Origin of the sequence: Streptomyces roseochromogenus subsp. oscitans DS 12.976 (assembly GCF_000497445.1) — a bacterium.
GTDB classification, from domain to species: Bacteria; Actinomycetota; Actinomycetes; order Streptomycetales; family Streptomycetaceae; genus Streptomyces; species Streptomyces oscitans.
In genome coordinates this window covers 9,028,954-9,047,291 of sequence record NZ_CM002285.1, presented here as the reverse complement: position 1 = coordinate 9,047,291, position 18,338 = coordinate 9,028,954, and the positions used below count along the sequence as shown (strand labels likewise).

General features: G+C 71.4%; 18 protein-coding genes. 9 read left to right on the top strand and 9 right to left on the bottom strand.

Annotated features, from left to right (window positions below; all coding sequences use genetic code 11):
- The first annotated feature begins 30 nt into the window (after positions 1-30).
- From M878_RS88880 to M878_RS88870, 3 genes are all read left to right on the top strand, one after another.
- Entirely contained in the window at positions 31-1,653 is a 1,623-nt protein-coding gene (locus M878_RS88880; RefSeq protein WP_031227149.1) for an amidohydrolase, read from the top strand.
- 96 nt (positions 1,654-1,749) lie between these two features.
- Positions 1,750-2,931 (top strand): mannosyltransferase family protein, encoded by a 1,182-nt coding sequence (locus M878_RS88875; RefSeq protein WP_023553308.1) that lies wholly within the window; start codon positions 1,750-1,752, stop codon positions 2,929-2,931.
- Between the two features lie 351 nt (positions 2,932-3,282).
- Positions 3,283-3,687, top strand: a complete 405-nt coding sequence (locus M878_RS88870) for a helix-turn-helix domain-containing protein (protein ID WP_023553307.1) — start codon at positions 3,283-3,285, stop codon at positions 3,685-3,687.
- A 14-nt stretch (positions 3,688-3,701) separates the two neighbouring features.
- On the opposite strand, the gene M878_RS88865 is transcribed toward M878_RS88870, so the two are convergent.
- The 5 genes from M878_RS88865 to M878_RS88845 form a co-directional block, all read right to left on the bottom strand.
- Positions 3,702-4,160: a TIGR03618 family F420-dependent PPOX class oxidoreductase gene (locus M878_RS88865; protein WP_023553306.1), complete on the bottom strand. Its 459-nt coding sequence runs from the start codon at positions 4,158-4,160 to the stop codon at positions 3,702-3,704.
- Between the two features lie 7 nt (positions 4,161-4,167).
- The gene (locus M878_RS88860) at positions 4,168-5,472 is read right to left on the bottom strand and encodes a phosphodiester glycosidase family protein (RefSeq protein ID WP_023553305.1); all 1,305 of its coding nucleotides are present in this window, start codon (positions 5,470-5,472) and stop codon (positions 4,168-4,170) included.
- 174 nt (positions 5,473-5,646) lie between these two features.
- Positions 5,647-7,839, bottom strand: coding sequence for an MMPL family transporter (locus tag M878_RS88855; protein ID WP_031227141.1), 2,193 nt, complete (start codon positions 7,837-7,839; stop codon positions 5,647-5,649).
- Positions 7,840-8,014: 175 nt separating this feature from the next.
- Entirely contained in the window at positions 8,015-8,668 is a 654-nt protein-coding gene (locus M878_RS88850) for a maleylpyruvate isomerase N-terminal domain-containing protein (RefSeq protein WP_031227139.1), read from the bottom strand.
- Positions 8,669-8,761: 93 nt separating this feature from the next.
- Positions 8,762-9,202 (bottom strand): 5-carboxymethyl-2-hydroxymuconate Delta-isomerase, encoded by a 441-nt coding sequence (locus tag M878_RS88845; protein WP_245238314.1) that lies wholly within the window; start codon positions 9,200-9,202, stop codon positions 8,762-8,764.
- Positions 9,203-9,416: 214 nt separating this feature from the next.
- Between M878_RS88845 and M878_RS000000102045 the strand changes: the two genes are divergently transcribed.
- From M878_RS000000102045 to M878_RS97945, 3 genes are all read left to right on the top strand, one after another.
- Positions 9,417-10,217, top strand: coding sequence for a lectin (locus M878_RS000000102045; RefSeq protein WP_023553301.1), 801 nt, complete (start codon positions 9,417-9,419; stop codon positions 10,215-10,217).
- A gap of 93 nt (positions 10,218-10,310) precedes the next feature.
- Entirely contained in the window at positions 10,311-11,462 is a 1,152-nt protein-coding gene (locus M878_RS88835) for a chitinase (RefSeq protein ID WP_051430155.1), read from the top strand.
- A gap of 285 nt (positions 11,463-11,747) precedes the next feature.
- A complete protein-coding gene (locus M878_RS97945) occupies positions 11,748-11,912 on the top strand; it encodes a hypothetical protein (RefSeq protein WP_023553299.1) in 165 nt (54 codons plus the stop codon).
- A gap of 22 nt (positions 11,913-11,934) precedes the next feature.
- On the opposite strand, the gene M878_RS88830 is transcribed toward M878_RS97945, so the two are convergent.
- On the bottom strand, positions 11,935-12,786 hold the full coding sequence (locus M878_RS88830; RefSeq protein WP_023553298.1) for a helix-turn-helix transcriptional regulator: 852 nt from the start codon (positions 12,784-12,786) through the stop codon (positions 11,935-11,937).
- An 87-nt stretch (positions 12,787-12,873) separates the two neighbouring features.
- Between M878_RS88830 and M878_RS88825 the strand changes: the two genes are divergently transcribed.
- Entirely contained in the window at positions 12,874-13,674 is an 801-nt protein-coding gene (locus M878_RS88825) for an SDR family NAD(P)-dependent oxidoreductase (protein WP_023553297.1), read from the top strand.
- A gap of 21 nt (positions 13,675-13,695) precedes the next feature.
- Here M878_RS88825 and M878_RS88820 read toward each other — a convergent pair whose 3' ends face one another.
- A complete protein-coding gene (locus tag M878_RS88820; protein WP_023553296.1) occupies positions 13,696-14,568 on the bottom strand; it encodes an SGNH/GDSL hydrolase family protein in 873 nt (290 codons plus the stop codon).
- 364 nt (positions 14,569-14,932) lie between these two features.
- Between M878_RS88820 and M878_RS88815 the strand changes: the two genes are divergently transcribed.
- Complete coding sequence (locus M878_RS88815; RefSeq protein WP_023553295.1) at positions 14,933-15,928, top strand: NAD-dependent epimerase/dehydratase family protein; 996 nt, start codon at positions 14,933-14,935, stop codon at positions 15,926-15,928.
- 42 nt (positions 15,929-15,970) lie between these two features.
- Here the strand turns inward: M878_RS88815 and M878_RS88810 are convergent, their stop codons facing one another.
- Both M878_RS88810 and M878_RS88805 read right to left on the bottom strand, forming a co-directional pair.
- Complete coding sequence (locus tag M878_RS88810; RefSeq protein WP_023553294.1) at positions 15,971-17,080, bottom strand: sensor histidine kinase; 1,110 nt, start codon at positions 17,078-17,080, stop codon at positions 15,971-15,973.
- Between the two features lie 2 nt (positions 17,081-17,082).
- Entirely contained in the window at positions 17,083-17,814 is a 732-nt protein-coding gene (locus tag M878_RS88805; RefSeq protein WP_023553293.1) for a response regulator transcription factor, read from the bottom strand.
- A gap of 111 nt (positions 17,815-17,925) precedes the next feature.
- Between M878_RS88805 and M878_RS88800 the strand changes: the two genes are divergently transcribed.
- On the top strand, positions 17,926-18,338 hold a 413-nt coding region (locus M878_RS88800), incomplete at its 3' end, for a glycosyltransferase family 2 protein (protein ID WP_031227137.1).

Here is an 18,338-nt window from a genome sequence, read left to right as displayed (position 1 = left end):
GAGGTCATCGGGCTGATGTGGGAGACGACCATGAACGATCACGGTGCCGATCTGCTGGTGCGAGCCGCCGCGGTGCACACGCTGGTGCCCGGTCAGGAGCCGCAGCGGGCGCTGGCGGTGCGGGGCGATCGCATCGCCGCGGTGTCATCCGATCCGAAGGGGCTCGACGGATGGGTGACCGCGCGTACCCGGGTCCTGGACGTGCCCGGGGCCACGGTGCTGCCGGCGTTCGACGACACGCACACCCATCTGATCTTCGCGGGCCACAGCGCACATGACGTACCGGTCCACCAGGCGCGCACCCTCGCTGAGTTCCTGGACCTGATCCGGCAGCGGGCCGCCACGACGCCCGAGGGCGAGTGGATCCGTACGACCACGAACTGGCAGGAACTCCATCTGGCGGAGCGCCGTATGCCCACCGCCGCCGAACTCGACCAGGCCACCGACCGCCACCCGGTCCTGGTCAAGCGCGGCGGCCACAACGACGTGGTCAACAGCTACGCCCTGCGGCTGGCGGGTATCACGGAGGACACGCCTGTACCGGCCGGTGGCGTGATCGGGCGGGATGCCGACGGCCGGCTCAACGGCAGGCTCATCGACAACGCGCTGGGCCTGGTGGAGCGGCACGTTCCGGCGCGGAGCCGGGCGCAGCGCATCGACGGGCTCCGGCTGGCCAGCGGCCGGTACGCCGCCACGGGGATCGGCACCGTGCGCGACTGCGCCGTCTCGCTCGACGACTACGCCGTTCTGCTGGCCGCCCGCGAGGCCGGGGCGCTCCACACCCGGGTGCGCGCGCTGATATCCGCGTTCGGCCTGTCCAGCGCCGCCCAGGTGGAGGACCTGCTCGACGCCATGGAGGACTGGCGCTACGGCGCCGACCCGGGGCTGCGCGTGTGGGGGGTCAAGTTCGGTCTCGACGGCGGCCTGGAGGCCGGAGCCACCGAGGAGCCGTACGCCTGCGACCACGCCTTCTCGGGCACCCTGACCTGGGAGCCCGACGCGCTGGTCGAGGCCGTGGAAGCCGTGGTCCGGCGGGGGTGGCGGGTCGGTACCCACGCCTACGGCGACCGTGCCGTGCGCATCCTCCTCGACGTCTACGAGCGCGTGCTGCGCAACCATCCCGGCCTGCCCGCGGGCACCCTCGTCATGGAGCACGGGGCTCTGGCCGGCCCCGGACAGCGGGCCCGCGCCGTCGCGTTGGGCATCCCCGTCACCATCCAGCAGCCGCTGCTGCACGACACCGCCGACGTCGAGCGCGAGTTCTGGGGACCGGAGCGGGTCGCCGCGCTGTTCCCGGCCCGGGGGTGGCTGGACCAGGGCGCGCTGGTCGCCGCCGGCTCCGACTACCCCGTCGGTCAGTTCGGCGCGATGCGCTCCGTCTGGGGCATGACGACCCGGCAGACCGTCATCGGCGTCCAGGGTCCCGAGCACTCCGTCACGTACGAGGAGGCCCTCGCCCTCCACACCACGCAGGCCGCGCGCCTGCTCGGCGAGGAACACCTGCGCGGCACCCTCACCCCCGGCCGCCTCGCCGACCTCACCATCTGGGACCGGGACCCCGCACGATGCCCGAGCGAAGCCCTGCGCGACCTCAACCCCGCCCACACCCTCCTGGGCGGCCGCCTCGTCCACGGCCCCGAGCCCACCGCCTGACCAAGAACAAGCCCCGGCATCAGCACGAGAGGTACGGCGAACGGGTGACGACGCATTGCGCTCGTGATCTGCGCCGCTCATCGTCGGAGAGTGAGCATGTCCTCCGCGCTGCGGCGGTCCGACGACCCTCGTGAGACCGGCCGCGGCCGGGTGCAGGGTCCTCCTGGCGTGCTCCGGGCTCTCGCCGTCTTCGCGGCGGTCCGTCTTGCCGGGGTCGTACTGACGGTGATGGTCGACGCGGTCGCCGGCCGCCGGTTCGGCAAGAGCCTCGCCCACAGGTGGGACTCGGTCTGGTACCTGCACATCGCCGAGCACGGTTATGGGACCCAGCTTCGCATCACCGCCACGGGAGCGGTCCAGACCGACTGGGCGTTCTTTCCGCTGTATCCGTGGCTCATCCGAGCCCTGCGCGGCCTACTCCCCGTGACCGCGGGGCGGGCCGGGCTCCTGATCGCCTGGAGTTCCGCGGCGCTCGCCGTGTGCGGCATCCACGCGATCGGCCAGCACCTCTACGGGCGGAGGGTCGCCACCGCCCTCGTCGCTCTGTGGGCCGTACTGCCGCAATCGGTCGTCCTCGGCCTGGCCTACACCGAGCCGCTGTTCACGGCGTGCGCCGCCTGGTCCCTGTACGCCGTGCTGCGCCGCCGCTGGCTGATCGCGGGCACGCTGGCGCTGCTGGCCGGCCTCGCCCGGCCGAACGGCATCGCGGCCGCCGTGGCCGTCGCCGTCGCGGCCGCGCACGAGGTCGTACGGCAGCGGGGGCGCGCCTCCCCGGGCCTGCTGGCCGGCGCGGTCCTCGGTCCGCTGGGCTGGGCGGGTTATGTGCTGTGGGTGGGCCGGCGGACCGGCGACCTGGTCCACGGCTATCTGCAGGTGCAGAGTGCCTGGAACTCTCGGCTGGACCTCTCCGTCGGGCCCCTGCGGTTTCTGGAGTCGATGCCGCTGCGGGGCAGTTGGGTGACCTATCCGGTGGCCTTGGCCGTCGTCGTGGCGGGCATCGTGTCGTTCTGGCAGCTGTTTCTGGACCGCGCCCCGCTGCCGCTGATGGTCTTCGCGGGCGTCCTGCTGCTGTTGGTGGTCGCGGTGTCCGGCCCCTTCTCGTCCAAGCCGCGCTTCCTCCTGCCGGCGTTCCCGCTCCTCATCCCACCGGCCCGAGTCCTCGCCCGGGTGTGGCCCACAGACCCCTCCACCCGGGCCCGGCTGCTGTGCGGCGGCCTCACGACCGTGTCCCTGCTGTACGGCACCTACCTGGCGACCCTCGCCAGCCAGCCCCTGTGAGGAGCACTTGGGCCCAGGTGTGCTGCTTGGACACGTCGGCAACGCGACCGGCTCGCTACTGTGGTCCGTGGCCTCGGCGGCCGGGCTGTCCGCTGTCCTGCCGGCCAGTCCCGGCGCGTACGCGGCGCTACGGATCGCGGGCGGGATCGTGGGACGCCATCGAGGCCAGGGAGGTCGGGGAGGCAGGGGAGATCGGCTCTGCGGCTGTCCCGGCCGAGGGGGCCGGGCCGGCTGCCGGAGCGGCCGGGCGACGGGGTCCGGTACGAGTCTCGGCAACCCCAAGGCCGGGGTGTGCGGCGTGTCGGTGCTGCCGCAGTTCATCACGGGGACCGGGCCGGTGTCCCTGTCCCCATGGCCCGGCCGGGCGGCCAGTCGCAGTTCAGCGCGCGGCTCACGGCCAAGCGGGCCGACGACTCGGCGGTACGACGGGTGATGGACGCCGTGACCGGCGACCCCGCCGCCGACCACGACCTGGGCTCCCTGGCCCGGAGCGCCGGCCTCAGTACCCGGCATCTCGGCCGGCTGTTCCGCAGCCGGCTCGGGATGACACCGGGCCAGTACGTCGAGGCTGTCCGCACCGAGGCCGCCCAGGTGCTCCTGGAAGGGAGCGGGCACAGCATCGAGGAGGTCGCCCGACTGGCCGGGTTCGGCTCGTCCGAGACGCTCCGCCGGGTCTTCCAGCACCGCCTCGGCATCGCCCCGACGACCTACCGCGCCCGCTTCCGCTCGACCGTCACGGCACCCTCACCGTCGTGAAGAACAGGCGACAGCTAGCCGTTGATGTCCAGGGCCGTGCCGTACAGCCGTTCCGCGTGCAGCCGGATCACGAGTCGGCGTTCGGCGACCTGCTGGGCGAGGAAGGCGTGCTCGTTCTCCGGTCGCGCGGCCGGCGGGATCATGGCGAGCAGTTCCCGTCCGACCGCGTCACCGGGCACCGTCGTGACCTCGGAGACCTCGGCGGATCCCTCGGCGACGGCGAACGACCATACGTCACCGCCCTGTACATGCAGCGCCGCCCGCAGATCGCGCCGCAGGTGCTTCGCCTTCACACGGTCGGCGGTCGTGGACAGCCGGACGACGCGGGTCTCGGGGTCCCAGGTGTAGAGCATGGTGGTCAGATGCGGGTGGCCGCTCTGCTTCACCGTGGCGAGAGTCCCGAACCGCTGCTTGGCGAGCAGGTCCGAGACGGCCGCGTCCGAGAGGGGGCGGGGTGCGGGGCCTTGAGTCATACGGTGATCAACTCTCGTCGGCGGGACGGTATTCCAGGGGGCGGTAGGGGCCGGGTACGAAGACCAGGGCGTCGCCCACGGCGCGTTCGGTGGTCCCGCTGGGGTGGTTGGCCAGGGTGCCCTCGACGGACATGGTCGTGGAGCCGCCGCCGTCCAGGTTGACCGCGTCGGTCAGGCCCAACGCCTGGGCGACGGCCGCCGTTTCGTCCATCGTGGTGCCGACACTGGTCGTCATCCGGCCGTCGATGGTCGCCAGCACGACCTTGCCGTCGCGGGTCGTACCGGCGATCGTGCGCGGGTTGCGCGCGAAGAAGCTGCCCGCGCCGGCCGGCACCACGATGCGGCCGTGCGCGGTGAGGCGATAGCGGCCGTTCACGCCGAACAGCCCCGGGTGCACGGGCAGTCGCCGGCCCTGCTCGTCGGTGAGCACGGACTCGGTCCGCAGGCAGCCCCCGTCCGCGGTGTGCAGCAGGGCAGCCGCGTCGGCTCCCGTGGCCTGCACCGAGGTCTGGCCGGAGGTCAGGTGGGTGCCTCGCGTCGACTGGGTGCGTACGACGCAGCCGTGCCGGTCGAGGACCACCTCGACGCCCGCGCCGGCGGGCGTGGTCCCGTCGAACTCGGGCGTGAAGCGCACGACGTCACCGGGAACGGCGCACCGGGTCTCGTCGGTCAGGCCGGCGCAGGCGGGCGGCACGACGGGCGGATGGTTCACGTACTTCAGCGGCAGCGTGGCTCCTGTCCGCCGGTTGTGCAGGCTGCCTTTCCAGCTCAGCCGGCCCATCACGACGCGGTTGTCGTGGGCGTCCACGACGAGGTCGGCCTCCGTGTCGTCGCCGGTGGGCTCGCTGAGCAGCCGTCCGTCGTAGAGGCCGAGCCCCACCGGGTCCCCGGGGTACTCCGCGCTGGCGGTGTAGGTGAAGAAGGAGGCGTTGACGCCGGCCAGGGCCCCGGAGGAGCGCACCAGCTCGGTCGTCTTCTCCGTGTGGGCCAGGTCGGGGCCGTACGTCGCCCGCAGGTGCCCGTGCGCCCGGTGCGGGTCGATCGTCAGGACGTCGACCTTCCAGGGGCCGTGGGTCGTGGTGTCGATCTGGCCGGCCGGGGCGGGCTCGGTCCCCCGGACGATACGGGTGAGGGTCACGCCGTCGGCCAGGGTCCGCGTCGTACGGGTCTCGGCGAGTCCGGGGTCGCCGAGCGGGAGGGTCGCCCCGGCGGCGGTGGCCCGGCCGGCGGGCGGAGCGAGGAGGATGAGCAGGGCGGTCACCGTGACGGCCGTCGCGCGTGCCCATCCGGGTCTGTGCGAGGTGAATGCCATGCACCCGAGCGTGCTCGCCGCGTCGGACGTCCATCCGTGCGGCGGTTGATGCGGGCATCCCGGTTGGGTTAACTGCCGGTGTCACCAGCTCGGTTGACGGGCGCTCCGCGACGCGCAGGCAGGGAGTCCTGCCGGGCCGTGGTGGCTCGGCAGGACTCCCCCGGCACGCCGCCGCTAGTTGCGGCGTCCCGCGGGATCACGGGCGAAGGAGTCCCGGTCGGTGCCATAGGCCGACGCAGAACCGCTCGGTCCGGGGCCCGCTCCCGGCGTCGTCACCTCGCTCCGGTCGCCGTGCCCCGGCCACCACGCGGCGTGGCCGATGAGGGCGGTGAGGCTCGGCGTGAAGAACATCGCCATGACGAAGGCGGCGACGGCGATGCCGAAGGACACCGCGAAACCCATCTCCGTGAGCAGCGAGTTGCCCGCCAGCATCATCGTGGCGAAGGTCGCCGCCAGGATGAAGCCGGCCGCGGCGACGGTCGGCCCGGCGTGCCGCAGTGCCATGCCGGCCGCCTCGCGCGGCTCGCGGCCCTCGCGGGCCTCCTCGCGGAGCCGGGCGATCATGAGGATGTTGTAGTCGGTACCGATGGCGACCACGAACAGATACATGATCACCGGGAGCATGAACATCAGACCCGAGTGTCCCTGCCCCTTCTGGAAGATCCACACGGTGGCGCCGAGAGTGGCGCCGAAGCCGAGGCCCACCGAGGCGATCAGGTACCAGGGGGCGACCACGCTGCGCAGCAGCAGGCCCAGGATGACCATGATGAGGAGGGCGGCCACCGGGAAGACCGTCTTGTAGTCGTGGTTCACCGCGGTGTTGATGTCCTTGTAGATCGAGGACATGCCGCCGACGAGCGCCTCGGTGCCGGCTGGGGCGTCGGAGTGGGCGGCGTCGCGCACCTTGCCCACGGTGTCGATCGCCTTGTCCGTCGACGCCTCGTACTTGAGCGTGACGGTGAAGTCGGCGGTGGTGCCTTCCTTGTTCAGCTGAGTCATACGGGCGCTGGCGACCCCGTCCACGGAGCCGAGCTTCTGCGCGTACGCGTCGAAGCCGGTCTTGTCCAGCGGCTTGCCGTCGGTGCTGGACAGGTAGACGTCGGTGGGTGCCGCGGCGCCTGCCGAGTACGCCTTCTGCATCTGGTCCTGGACGACCATGGACTCCTTGGTCTTCGGCATGGAGCCCGATGCCAGGTCGAAGGTGGCGTTGAAGCTGAAGACGCCGAGCGACAGCGCGACCAGGATGAGGCCGGACACCGCGGCGGTCAGCGCCGGACGCCGCTGCACCCCGCGGCCGAGGGCGGCGAACCGGGCGTTCTCCGGCTCCTTCTGCCAGGACTTGGAAGGCCAGAAGACCTTCGGTCCGATGAGCGAGACCACGGCCGGGATCAGGGTCAGACCCGCGACGAGGGTCGCGCCGACCGCGATGGCGAGCGCCGGGCCCATCTGCTTGAGGAAGCCGAGGGTGGACAGCACCAGCGCGAGGAAGGCGATGATGACGGCCCCGGCCGCCGAGGCGATGGCCTCCCCGACCCGGGCGACCGCGTTGACCATGGCCTGCTTGGGTTCGTCACCGGCGCGCAGGCGTTCGCGGTAGCGGAACATCAGGAAGAGAAAGTAGTCCGTACCCACGCCGAAGAGCACGACGATCAGGATCGACGAGATCGAGCTGTTGGCCTGGAGGTCGAACAGCTTGGTGGCGTAGGCGATCAGACCGTTGGCGATGGCCGACACCAGGCCGATCAGCACCAGGGGCAGTACGGCCAGGATCGGTGCCCGGAAGATGATCAGCAACGTCACCAGGATGATGGCGAAGGTGCCGAAGCCGATCAGTGCCTGTCCCCGCTTGGACGAGTCCTGCTGGTCGAGGGCCTGGGCGGCGGAGCCGCCGAGCTTGACGTCGAGATGCGTACCCTTGGCCAGTTGTTTGACGTCGTCGCGCAACGTCTTGGCCGCGTCGGCCTGTTTGGGCTGACCGGCGTTCCTGCTGTCCATCTGGACCAGGGTCAGGTCATACCTGCCGTCCTTGGACGGCAGGCCGGGGACGACCTTCTGCACCTGGTCGATGTGCTTGTTGCCCAGTTCGGTGCTGATCCGGACGATGTCCTGCTGGTCGGCGGCGGTCAGCTTGCCGCCGTCCGTGCGCTGGTAGAGCGCGATCGCGGACGGTGTGAAGGCGCTGGGGAACGCCTTCTGCTGTAGATCCGCCGCTTTGATCGACTCATAACTCTTGGGTAGAAAGCTGCTCTCGTCACTGTTCGAGGGCAGACTCGGAGCGGTGGCGACGATCGCCACCGCGGCGATCAGCCATGCCACTATCGTCCACACGGGATGTCGGACGACTGTACTGCCAATACGTCGGAACATGCGGAAGGTCCTCCTGGACAGGAAGATCACCGCAGCCCGGGGAGCGGTCCCTGGCATCGGCGACCCCGAACAGCCCATGTTCGACGGGCCGTTCGAATGGTTGTCTTGCAGCCACATGATAGTGACCCCATACGAAGACCATCTCATCAGATGGTCACGGTCCGAGCTGCGCCGTTCAGCCGAGAACGAACGGGAGTTCGGAGGCGAGATCGCCCAGTACGGCCTTCTCGGCGTCGGTCGGTGTACGGCGACCGGTGCCGATCAGCAGCGCGTCCTTGTCGGAGAGCGCGGCGGGGAACGCCGTACCGGCGATCTTCTCCAGCGACGCGCGGGCCGCCGCGAGGGTCTCGGCGGACGGATCGGCGGCCGCCGGCAGATGGGCGATCAGGTCGAGGTGATGCAGGGTCCACTCGACCACGTACGCGGACAGGTAGTCGCCGACGGTCAGCACCTCGTCGCGGGTGCCGACACGGGCGGCCGGATCGGCGAGTTCGGCGGCGCGGCCCGCCGCGGAACCGACGTCGTCCAGGTGGAACTTCAGCCACCGCGGCTCGCCGTAGGCGGCGGCCAGCCGAGGGGTCAGAGCGTCGAGCGGGTCCTCGCCGGTCGGGGGCTCGACCAGCTTCCAGTAGGTGACCGCGTCCACGGTCGGTTCGGTGTCGGCGGGAGTGACAAGCGTGATCAGGACGTCCTGCGCGTCGGTGACCAGGTGGCACACCAGGTCCCGGACCAGCCAGCCGCTACAGCCCGACGGCCGTGCGAAGTCCGCGTCCGGAAGCTCGGCGACCGCCGTGCGCAGCGCCGTCCAAGAACGTGAGAAGAGTTCCACCGCGGCAACGTAGTGCGGGCGCGACGCGGCGGACAACCGAATTCGGGCGCGCCGGAACCGCCGTAGCGCCGTATCCGAATCCAGCCCGACGTCTCAACGCGCGGACGGCGAAAGCCGGTAGGAGCCGGCGAGGTCGCGCACCTCCACCGAGATGACCACCTGTCCCTCCGCATCGTCGCCCGCCGGCAGATGCCTGGCGAGCAGGCCCAGCACACTCTCGGACAGCCGCGCCTTCTGCGCCTCGGAGCGGCCGGGCATGAGGCCGACTTCCACGTGGACGAAAGCGGTCTCCCTGCCCGGCGGGTCCCCTGCATAGGTCTCCACCGGGCGGATCAGCGTCTTGCACACACCCGACGAACCGGACTCCTCGACCACGAGCGGATGCAGTTCCTTCACAAGAGCACAAGCATCGAAGGCTCCGGTCAGGCGGACGGAGTGATCGATGGTGAGGTGCGGCATGGCGGGCCTTTCACGCGTTCCCTGTGGTTTCTCCAGGCAACCATTTTCCCTCATATCGCGTCCGGGTTTCACCACGTCCCCTCCGGGACGTCAACGGCCTGCACCGCACTCTGGGCGCATGGGCACCAACTCCCTTACTTCATGGCTTACTTCACTACTTGACGCAACTGGTCTGGACCTCTAGTTTCACGGTTCAGCCACATCCCGCACGCCGCGTTCACCGTTGACCAGTCGTTCCAGAGGTGAACGCTGCCCGCTGCCCACCCCATCCGAAAGGGCCACCGTCTACATGGCCAAGTCCTTCCCCGGCGCCGTCCTGGCGGCCGCACTGGGTCTCTCAGCAATCCTGCTCAACGCCTCCCCCGCCCAGGCCGACACAGGCACCATCACCGGACTCGCCGGCAAGTGTCTCGACGTCGCCGGGGCCAAATCCGCCGACGGCACCCCCGTCCAGCTCTACGACTGCAACGGCACGAACGCCCAGCAGTGGACGGTCGGCTCCGACGGCACGATCCGCGCCCTCGGCAAGTGCCTGGACGTGACCGGCAATTCCACCGCCGACGGCGCCAAGGCGCAGCTGTGGTCCTGTACCGGCGGCGCCAACCAGAAATGGACCGTCACCGCTGCCCACGACATCGTCAACCCCCAGGCGAACAAGTGCCTGGACGTCACCGACGACAACCCCGCCAACGCCACCCGGATCCAGATCTGGAGCTGCGGCGGCGGCGCCAACCAGAAGTGGAACGCCCCGGCCGCACAGGCGTCGTCCGACCAGTGCTGGGCGACCCACTACGGCCCCCAGCCGCCCGGGGCCCTGACGGCCAGCGGCGAACTCTTCGACAACGACGCCGACACGGCGGCGACATCGCTGAGCCGCCGGCCCCAGTTGCCCTTCGGGACCGCGGTGCAGGTGACCAATGTCGCCAACGGCGCGTCGCTGGTGGTCCGCATCAACGACCGGGGCACGTTCGCCTCGACTCCGCAGCAACCCAAGTGTCTGGACCTGACGGACGGCGCTTTCAGCCGGCTCGGCGGGAGCCTCGATCCCGACGCCGGTCACATCGTCGTCACGGAGACGGTCCTCAACTGACCCCCGCGTGATCACTCCGCCGGCCGGCGGCTCGACACGCGCGCCCACGGCCGTACGAACTCATCCGCTCGACCAGGACAGGAGCACCTCTCGATGCACCTCCGCCTCGCCGAAACCCCTTACAGACGCCCGCGCTTGAGAAGTCTCGGACGCTTCTTGGCCGGCGGCGTCGCCGCCACCCTCCTGACCGCGCTGTTCACCGCCACGCCCGCGCAGGCCGCGGACGGCCAGGTCACCGGACTCGCCGGCAAGTGCGTCGACGTGGCCGGAGCCAACAGCGCCAACGGCACCGCCGTACAGCTTTACGACTGCAATGGAACCAGCGCCCAGATCTGGTCGTCGAACCCGGGCGACGGCACTCTGCGGGCGCTCGGCAAGTGCCTGGACGTCGTCGACCGCGGCACCGCCGACGGCGCGGCGGTCCAGCTGTGGGACTGCGGCGGCGGCGCGAATCAGCAGTGGGTGGTCACCGCGGCCCACGACATCGTCAACCCGGCCGCGAACAAGTGCCTGGACGTGCGGGACAACAACAGCGCCAACGGTACGCAGCTGCAGATCTGGACCTGTACGGGTGGTGCGAACCAGAAGTGGAACGCCCCGGCCGGCGGCGGGAGCGGCACGCCTTCCGGATTCGTCGTGAGCGAAGCCCAGTTCAATCAGATGTTCCCGAACAGGAACTCCTTCTACACCTACAACGGGCTCGTCCAGGCGCTGACCGCCTACCCCGGCTTCGCGAACACCGGCAGCGACACGGTCAAGAAGCAGGAGGCCGCCGCCTTCCTCGCCAACGTGAGCCACGAGACCGGCGGCCTGGTCTACGTCGTCGAGCAGAACACCGCCAACTACCCCACCTACTGCGACTGGAGCCAGCCCTACGGCTGCCCCGCCGGACAAGCTGCGTACTACGGCCGCGGCCCGCTCCAGCTGTCCTGGAACTTCAACTACAAGGCCGCCGGCGACGCACTCGGCATCGACCTCCTGAACAACCCCTGGCAGGTCGAGAACGACCCTGCCGTCTCCTGGAAGACCGGCCTCTGGTACTGGAACACCCAGTCAGGACCGGGCACCATGACCCCCCACAACGCCATCGTCAACGGCGCCGGCTTCGGCCAGACCATCCGGTCCATCAACGGCTCCCTGGAATGCGACGGCAAGAACCCCGCCCAGGTCCAGAGCCGAGTCGACGCCTACCAGCGCTTCACCCAGATCCTCGGCGTCTCACCGGGCAGCAACCTGTACTGCTGATCAAGTGTCGCTGCCCTGCCGGAACGCACGGCAGGGCAGCGACGAACGGATCAGGCGGAGACGCTCTGGCGGAGGACCGGGCATCGCTGCCCTGGTGGCGGACGATCTGGCCGTTCCGGCGCCGGGTGCGTGCGGGGTCCCGGAGGTGGATCCAGGTGCTCGTGACGCTGGCCGTGGTCCTGGCGCTGTGCCCGGGCATCCGGCGAAGGACCCCACGGACGGGCTCATCAACCACTACTGGGGGGCGCCGGGGGCCGGAGCCTCATCACCTCGGCGGACGGCTCGGTGCACCACGAGGAGATCGACCTCGGCGACAAAGCAGGCGAGCAGAGCGTCGCGACCGGGATCGACGACGTGGTGAAGGTACCGCTGGTGCTGGGCTCGGTCATGGGACTCACCGGGCAGCGTGTGGTCGCGGTCGGCGAGGTGGAGTTCTTCCAGCGGAGCTGAACGCGCGGCCGGCACAGGAAGTTCAGCCGGACGCGTCCATGCGCTGGGTGCCGATGACCGACAGCAGCCGCAGCGCCTCCTCGGAGGACGAACCGGGGACGGCGGTGTAGATGACCACCTGCTGGTCCCGGTCGGTGAGGTCGAGGGCGTCGCAGTTGACGGTGACCGGCCCTACCAGCGGGTGCTGGAACGTCTTGCACAGCGTGGGCTCCGCGGCCACGTCGTGGGAGGCCCACAGCCCGGCGAACTCCTCGCTTCCGGCCAGGAGTTCACGGATCAGCGCGCTCACCTCGGGATCGTCCGGGTAGCGGGCGGCGGTGGTGCGCAGGCGCCGGGCCGCGTGGCGGGCGAACGCGTCGGCGTCGGACACGCCGTACAGCCTCCGTCCCCCGGGAAGCGGCCCGAGGAAGGCTCGGCGTGCCAGGTTGCGGTCGCGCCGGGACAGGGCCGAGAAGTCCTCCATGAGGGCGGCGGCCAGCTCGTTCCAGGCGAGCACCTCCAGGAGGGCGGAGGTCACGAAGGCGGCGGACCGCGGCAGTCGGTGCACCAGGTCGAGGATGCTCTGCGGCACTTCGCGCGAGGGTCCGGGCGGCCGGCCCGGCGGGGCGCCGGCCAGCAGGTGGAGGTGGTCGCGTTCGGCGTCCGTCAGCCGCAGGGCCCGGGCCAGCCCGGCCAGCACCTCGCGCGAGGGGCGCGGGCCGCGGGCCTGCTCCAGCCGGGTGTAGTACTCGGCCGAGATGTAGGCCAGCTGCGCCACCTCCTCGCGGCGCAGCCCCGGCGTGCGGCGGCGCGGCCCGACGGGCAGGCCCACATCGGCGGGGCTGATCCGCTCGCGCCTGCTGCGCAGGAAGGCCGCCAGTTCCGCTCTGTCCACACCTGAAGTGTGCACGGGTGCCACAGCGGCGATCCAGGTACTGGCGGTGCCTGGATGGGCCCTGCTCACGGGCGCAGGCTCGCTGCCATGGAGAACACACAGCTCATCGAAACACCCGCGTCGCACACCTCCGGCCTCCTGACCGGCAAGGTCGCCTTCGTCACCGGGGCCGGGCGCGGGATCGGAGCCGCCGCGGCGCGGCTCTTCGCCCGGGAAGGGGCCCGGGTGGTGCTCGCGGCCCGCACGGAGGCGCAGCTGAAGGCGGTGACCGAGGAGATCCGTGCGGCGGGCGGCACCGCGGACTACATCGTGTGCGATCTGGCGGACGCGGTCAGCGTGCGGGCGGCCGTGGACCGTACGGTCCAGCTGTACGGCCGTCTCGACGTCGCTTTCAACAACGGTGCGACGATCCAGCGGCCCGGCCCCATGGACGAACTGCCGGAGCCCGACTTCGACGAGGTCTACACGGTGAACCTCAAGGGCGTCTGGCTGGCCATGGTCGCCGAGGTGGCCGCCATCCGGGCCACCGCCGGGACGGGCGCCATCGTCAACAACTCGTCCGTCGGCAGTCTGCGGGGCAATCCCGAGCTGCCGGCGTACGGTGCGATGAAGCGGGCGGTGAACAGCCTGACGGAGTCGGCCGCCGTGACCTACGGCCCCGAGGGCATCCGGGTCAACGCCATCGCCCCCGGCAACACGCTGACGGAGATGATCCGGGCCTGGGAGGCCGAGGCCCCCGGGCTCCAGGAACGGCTCACCGCCGTCACCCCGCTGCGCCGCGCCGCCGTACCCGAGGAGATCGCCCAGGCCGCCGCATGGCTCCTGAGCGACCGTTCCTCCTTCGTGACCGGCACGGTGCTGCGGGTGGACGGCGGCGCACGCGCCTGACCTGCCGAGCCCTCCCAGGGGTCAGTCGAGGCCGAGGACGCTCATGGTGCGCTCGGCCATGCGCTGTTCGCCGAGCGCGTTGGGGTGGACGGGCACGATGTTCGTCCCGAACAGCAGCGGCTCGATCCATCGGGTGCCGACGGCCTGACACGCGTCGTGTCCCTCGGAGGCCTGGGAGAAGTCCACGTAGGTGGCCCCGGTCTCCTCGGCGGCGCGCTGCACGACGGCGTTGAGGTGGGCCTGCAGGGCGTGCAGGTACGGTACGTCGCCGGAGGCGATGGGCAGTTGGGCGAAACAGGACGGGTCGGCCTCGGCGGGGGTGATCCACGGGTAGCCGAGCACCGCCACGCGGGCGCCCGGCGCCTTGGCCCGGACGCTGCTCAGCGCGTTCTTCAGCGCGGGGTAGGTGTTCGTGTCAATGGCGTCGTCGAAGGAGCTGCCGTAGATGTCCTTGCAGGGGCTGCCCTGGCCCGCGGTGAGAATGCCCGCGCTGCCGCAGGCGAGCATGGCGTTGATGAAGGTGCCGTTGTCGTTGCCGCCGATGGTCAGCGTCACCAGGTCGGTGTCCGCGGTGACGGCGTCCGCCTGCGGGGCGACTCCGGGGTACTGCGACCCGGCGAAGTCCTTGGTCTGAGCGGCGCCACAGGTGACGTCGGTCAGCCGGGCGCCGGTGCGGGCGGCGATGACGTGGGGGTAGTTGGCCGTGGACCGCAGGCAGATCAGATTGCTCGTGTCAACGGGCAGCACGCCTGAGGCAGCGCTGTAACTGTCGCCGAGGGCGGCGTAGTTCAGGGTGGTGGCGGCCTGGACGGGTGCGGCGGTGAGGCCGAGGGCCAGCGCACCGGCGAGTGCGGAGGTCGCGGCGATGGCACGGCGCAGGGCAGGCATGGGCATGGGCATGGGCTCCTGGTTCTCGGGGTTCTCGGGATGGGGACACCGAGCAGGCGGGCATGACGGTGCCCGGCCGTGTGCTGGTGCACGAGAATGCGGCGGCTCAGAGCAGGGGGAAGTGCCGTTACAGGTGGGGTTACTTCACGGTTCTACTGGTAGGTAATGTGAGGGCGCCGCACCCAGGAGTCAACGTTGTTGACGGAGATTCTTAAAACCTCACGCACCGCACGCTCGCCTCGCATTCGCGTGACTCCCGCGCCGGTGTGCCACCGCGCCCGCCCGTACCCCGCGAGCGCACCTCTTACGGAGTCATGACGCGACCGCCGTGTCGGCCGATAGCGGGACCGTCCGCGTCTAGCGTGGCCGTATGCGTGTACTGGTCACCGGCGGTGCCGGGTTCATCGGGTCCCATGTCGTCGAGGCGCTGCGGGCGAGCGGGCACGAGCCGCTGGTGTACGACGTCCGCGAGGATCCCGGCGCGGACGTGCGCAATCCGGCTTCGGTCGCGCGGGCGCTGGCCGGGGTGGACGCCGTCTGCCACCAGGCGGCGATGGTCGGGCTGGGCAACGGCGTCGCCGACGCGGCGGAGTACGTCTCGCGCAACGATCTCGGTACGGCCGTGCTGGTCGCGGCCATGGCGGAGGCGGGGGTGCGGCGCCTGGTGCTGGCGGGGTCGATGGTGGTGTACGGCGAGGGGCGTTACGCGTGCCCGCGGCACGGGGTCGTACGGCCCGGGCCCCGGAGCGTCGCCGACCTCGACGCGGGACGGTTCGAGCCCTTGTGCCCGCGCTGCGGGGCGGAGCTGAGCCCCGGGCTGGTCGACGAGAACGCCCCGGCCGATCCGCGCAATGTGTACGCCACGACCAAGCTGGCCCAGGAGCACCTGGCCGCCGCCTGGGCCCGCAGTACGGGCGGGTCGGCGGTGTCGTTGCGCTACCACAACGTGTACGGGCCCCGGATGCCGCGGGACACCCCGTACGCCGGGGTCGCGTCCTTCTTCCGCTCGGCGCTGGCCCGCGGGGAAGCCCCCCGGGTGTTCGAGGACGGGCGCCAGCGCCGGGACTTCGTGCATGTCCGGGACGTGGCGGAGGCGAACGTGGCCGCGCTGGAGGCGGAGACCGCCCCGGGTGTCCTCACGGCGTACAACACCGGCAGCGGTGAGCCGCGCACCGTAGGCGAGCTCGCCCATGCCCTGGCGGCCGCGTGCGGCGGACCGGAGCCCGTGGTCACCGGGGAGTACCGGCTCGGGGACGTACGGCACATCACCGCCGACTCCTCCCGTCTGCGGTCCGCGCTGGGGTGGAAGCCGCAGGTCGGGTTCGCGGAGGGGATGCGGGAGTTCGCGGCGGACGCGTCCGCCTGAGGCGGCCGTGGACCGGTCCCCGGGCCGGGTGCGCGAGCCCCTCTACGGCGCCGCGGGCAGGGTCACCTCGAAGCGGCAGCCGCCGGGGATGTTGCGGACGGTGGCGCGGCCCTGGTGGGCCTCCACGATGCCGCGGACGATCGCCAGGCCGAGGCCCGCGCCCGCCGGTGGGGTGCGGGCGTCGGTGCCGCGCCAGCCGGTGTCGAAGACCCGCGGCAGGTCCTCCTCGGGGATACCGCCGCAGCCGTCCGTCACGGACAGCACCACGCCCTCGTCGGTGCGTTCGGCGGCGATCGCGACCGTGCCGTCGGCAGGGGTGCGGCGGATGGCGTTGACCAGGAGGTTGCCGAGCACCCGGGTCATCTCCTTGCCGTCCACCTCGACGGGTACCGGTTCGACGCGATCGCCCACGAGTCGTACGCCGTGTTCCCGGGCGAGCGGGTCGGCGCCCGCGAGCGCGTCCCCGACCAGGTCGTACAGGGAGATCCGGGCCGGGCTCAGCGGGAGGGTGCCCGCGTGGATGCGGGAGAGTTCGAAGAGGTCGCCGACCATGTCGTTGAGGCGTTCCACCTCGGTGCGGATCTGCTTGAGGTAGCGGTCGGGGTCCGTCGCCACGCCGTCCTCCAGGGCCTCGGACATGGCTCGGAGCCCGGCCAGCGGGGTGCGCAGGTCGTGTGAGATCCAGGCGACCAGTTCGCGCCTGGACTTCTCCAACGCCCGCTCCCTTTCCCGGGATTCGGCGAGCCGTGCGCTGGTCGCGGCCAACTCGTGGCTGAGAGCGGTCAGTTCGGCGGTGGCGGGGCCGTCCGGGGCGGCGAAGGCGCCGGCGTCGCCGAAGGAGCGGGCGGCGTCGGTGAGGGCACGGCTGCGGGCGACCACCCAGCGGCCCAGGAGCAGCGCGGTGACCAGGGAGACCACGGCCGCCATCGCCACGACCGTGGTGACCACCGTGAGGTCGTGCGAGGAGAGGAACATCGCCCAGGCCACGGCGAGCGTGCCGGCGAGCATCGCGCCGACGGCGACTGCCGCGACCACAGCGACGGAGGCGGTGAGCGAGCGGCGCCGGATCAGGCGCAGCACGCCCGCTCCCGCGGCCCCGGCGGCCGCGGCGCCGGCGAAGGCGTAGAGGGCGATGAGCAGGGTGTCGCGCATGGTCAGAGCACCGCCCCGGAGGGCTCGAACCGGTAGCCCACGCCCCAGACCGTCTGGATCAGGCGGGGCCGGGCCGGGTCGTCCTCGACCTTGCCGCGCAGCCGGCGGACATGGACGGTGACGGTGGACAGGTCGCCGAAGTCCCAGCCCCAGACCTCGCGCATCAGGTCCTCGCGGCTGTAGGCGCGGCCGGGGTGCCGCAGGAAGAAGGCGAGCAGGTCGAACTCGCGGAGCGTCAGCGCGAGTTCGCCGCCGTTCTTGGTGGCCCTTCGGGCGTCGGGGTCGACGGCGAGTCCGGCCGCGGCCAGCCGGTGTCCCGTGGTGGCGGGGCGGCTGCGGCGCAGCACCGACTCGACGCGCAGGACCAGTTCACGGGGGCTGAAGGGCTTGGTGACGTAGTCGTCGGCGCCGACCTCCAGGCCCAGGATGCGGTCGTCCTCGTCGCCGCGGGCGGTGAGCATGATGACCGGCACGGGACCGCGGTCCCGCATCCGCCGGCACACCTCCAGGCCGTCCATGCCGGGCAGCATCAGGTCGAGCACCACGAGGTCGGGCCGGTGCGCGGCGGCGCGGGTGAGGGCGGTCGGGCCGTCGTCGGCGCGGTCGACCAGATAGCCGGCGCGGTGCAGATATCCGGTGACGACCTCGGCGACGGTCGGGTCGTCGTCGACGACCAGGATCCGGGCCGTCTCGCCTGCGGCTTCGGTCCAGTGGGGCTCGTACAGCGGTTGCATGTCTCAAGCGTCGCACCGCGCGCCCGTCCTCGGTGCGCCACGGTCCGGGCGTCCGCGTTTCGTAAGGACCGAGAGTCCGATATGCCCGATTCGCGTTCGTAGGGTGAAACCGTGACAACCACTTCAACGGACGTCGACGTGGTGCTTCCCTGCCTGGACGAGGCCGAGGCCCTGCCCTGGGTACTCGACCGGATTCCGGCCGGCTGGCGCGCCCTCGTCGTCGACAACGGTTCCACCGACGGCTCGCCCGGCATCGCCCGCGCGCTCGGCGCGACGGTGGTGCACGAGCCGCGGCGCGGCTTCGGTGCCGCCTGCCATGCCGGGCTGACCGCGGCCACGAGCGACATCGTGTGCTTCTGCGACTGCGACGCCTCCCTAGATCCCGCGCTGCTCGTCCCCTTCGTGCGGGAGATCCGGGAGGGCGCGGCCGACCTGGTGCTCGGCCGGCGGCGCCCCGAGAGCCGGGGTGCCTGGCCCGCGCACGCCCGCGCGGGCAATCTCGCGCTGGCGCGGATGCTGCGCCG

What these genes read in the sequence shown, in the direction of transcription:
- M878_RS88880 (WP_031227149.1), top strand. Translation starts at nt 31, where the DNA reads ATGAACGATCACGGTGCCGATCTGCTGGTGCGAGCCGCCGCGGTGCAC.
- M878_RS88875 (WP_023553308.1), top strand. Translation starts at nt 1,750, where the DNA reads ATGTCCTCCGCGCTGCGGCGGTCCGACGACCCTCGTGAGACCGGCCGC.
- M878_RS88870 (WP_023553307.1), top strand. Translation starts at nt 3,283, where the DNA reads ATGGCCCGGCCGGGCGGCCAGTCGCAGTTCAGCGCGCGGCTCACGGCC.
- M878_RS88865 (WP_023553306.1), bottom strand. Translation starts at nt 4,160, where the DNA reads ATGACTCAAGGCCCCGCACCCCGCCCCCTCTCGGACGCGGCCGTCTCG.
- M878_RS88860 (WP_023553305.1), bottom strand. Translation starts at nt 5,472, where the DNA reads ATGGCATTCACCTCGCACAGACCCGGATGGGCACGCGCGACGGCCGTC.
- M878_RS88855 (WP_031227141.1), bottom strand. Translation starts at nt 7,839, where the DNA reads ATGTTCCGACGTATTGGCAGTACAGTCGTCCGACATCCCGTGTGGACG.
- M878_RS000000102045 (WP_023553301.1), top strand. Translation starts at nt 9,417, where the DNA reads ATGGCCAAGTCCTTCCCCGGCGCCGTCCTGGCGGCCGCACTGGGTCTC.
- M878_RS88835 (WP_051430155.1), top strand. Translation starts at nt 10,311, where the DNA reads ATGCACCTCCGCCTCGCCGAAACCCCTTACAGACGCCCGCGCTTGAGA.
- M878_RS88825 (WP_023553297.1), top strand. Translation starts at nt 12,874, where the DNA reads ATGGAGAACACACAGCTCATCGAAACACCCGCGTCGCACACCTCCGGC.
- M878_RS88820 (WP_023553296.1), bottom strand. Translation starts at nt 14,568, where the DNA reads ATGCCCATGCCTGCCCTGCGCCGTGCCATCGCCGCGACCTCCGCACTC.
- M878_RS88815 (WP_023553295.1), top strand. Translation starts at nt 14,933, where the DNA reads ATGCGTGTACTGGTCACCGGCGGTGCCGGGTTCATCGGGTCCCATGTC.
- M878_RS88810 (WP_023553294.1), bottom strand. Translation starts at nt 17,080, where the DNA reads ATGCGCGACACCCTGCTCATCGCCCTCTACGCCTTCGCCGGCGCCGCG.
- M878_RS88805 (WP_023553293.1), bottom strand. Translation starts at nt 17,814, where the DNA reads ATGCAACCGCTGTACGAGCCCCACTGGACCGAAGCCGCAGGCGAGACG.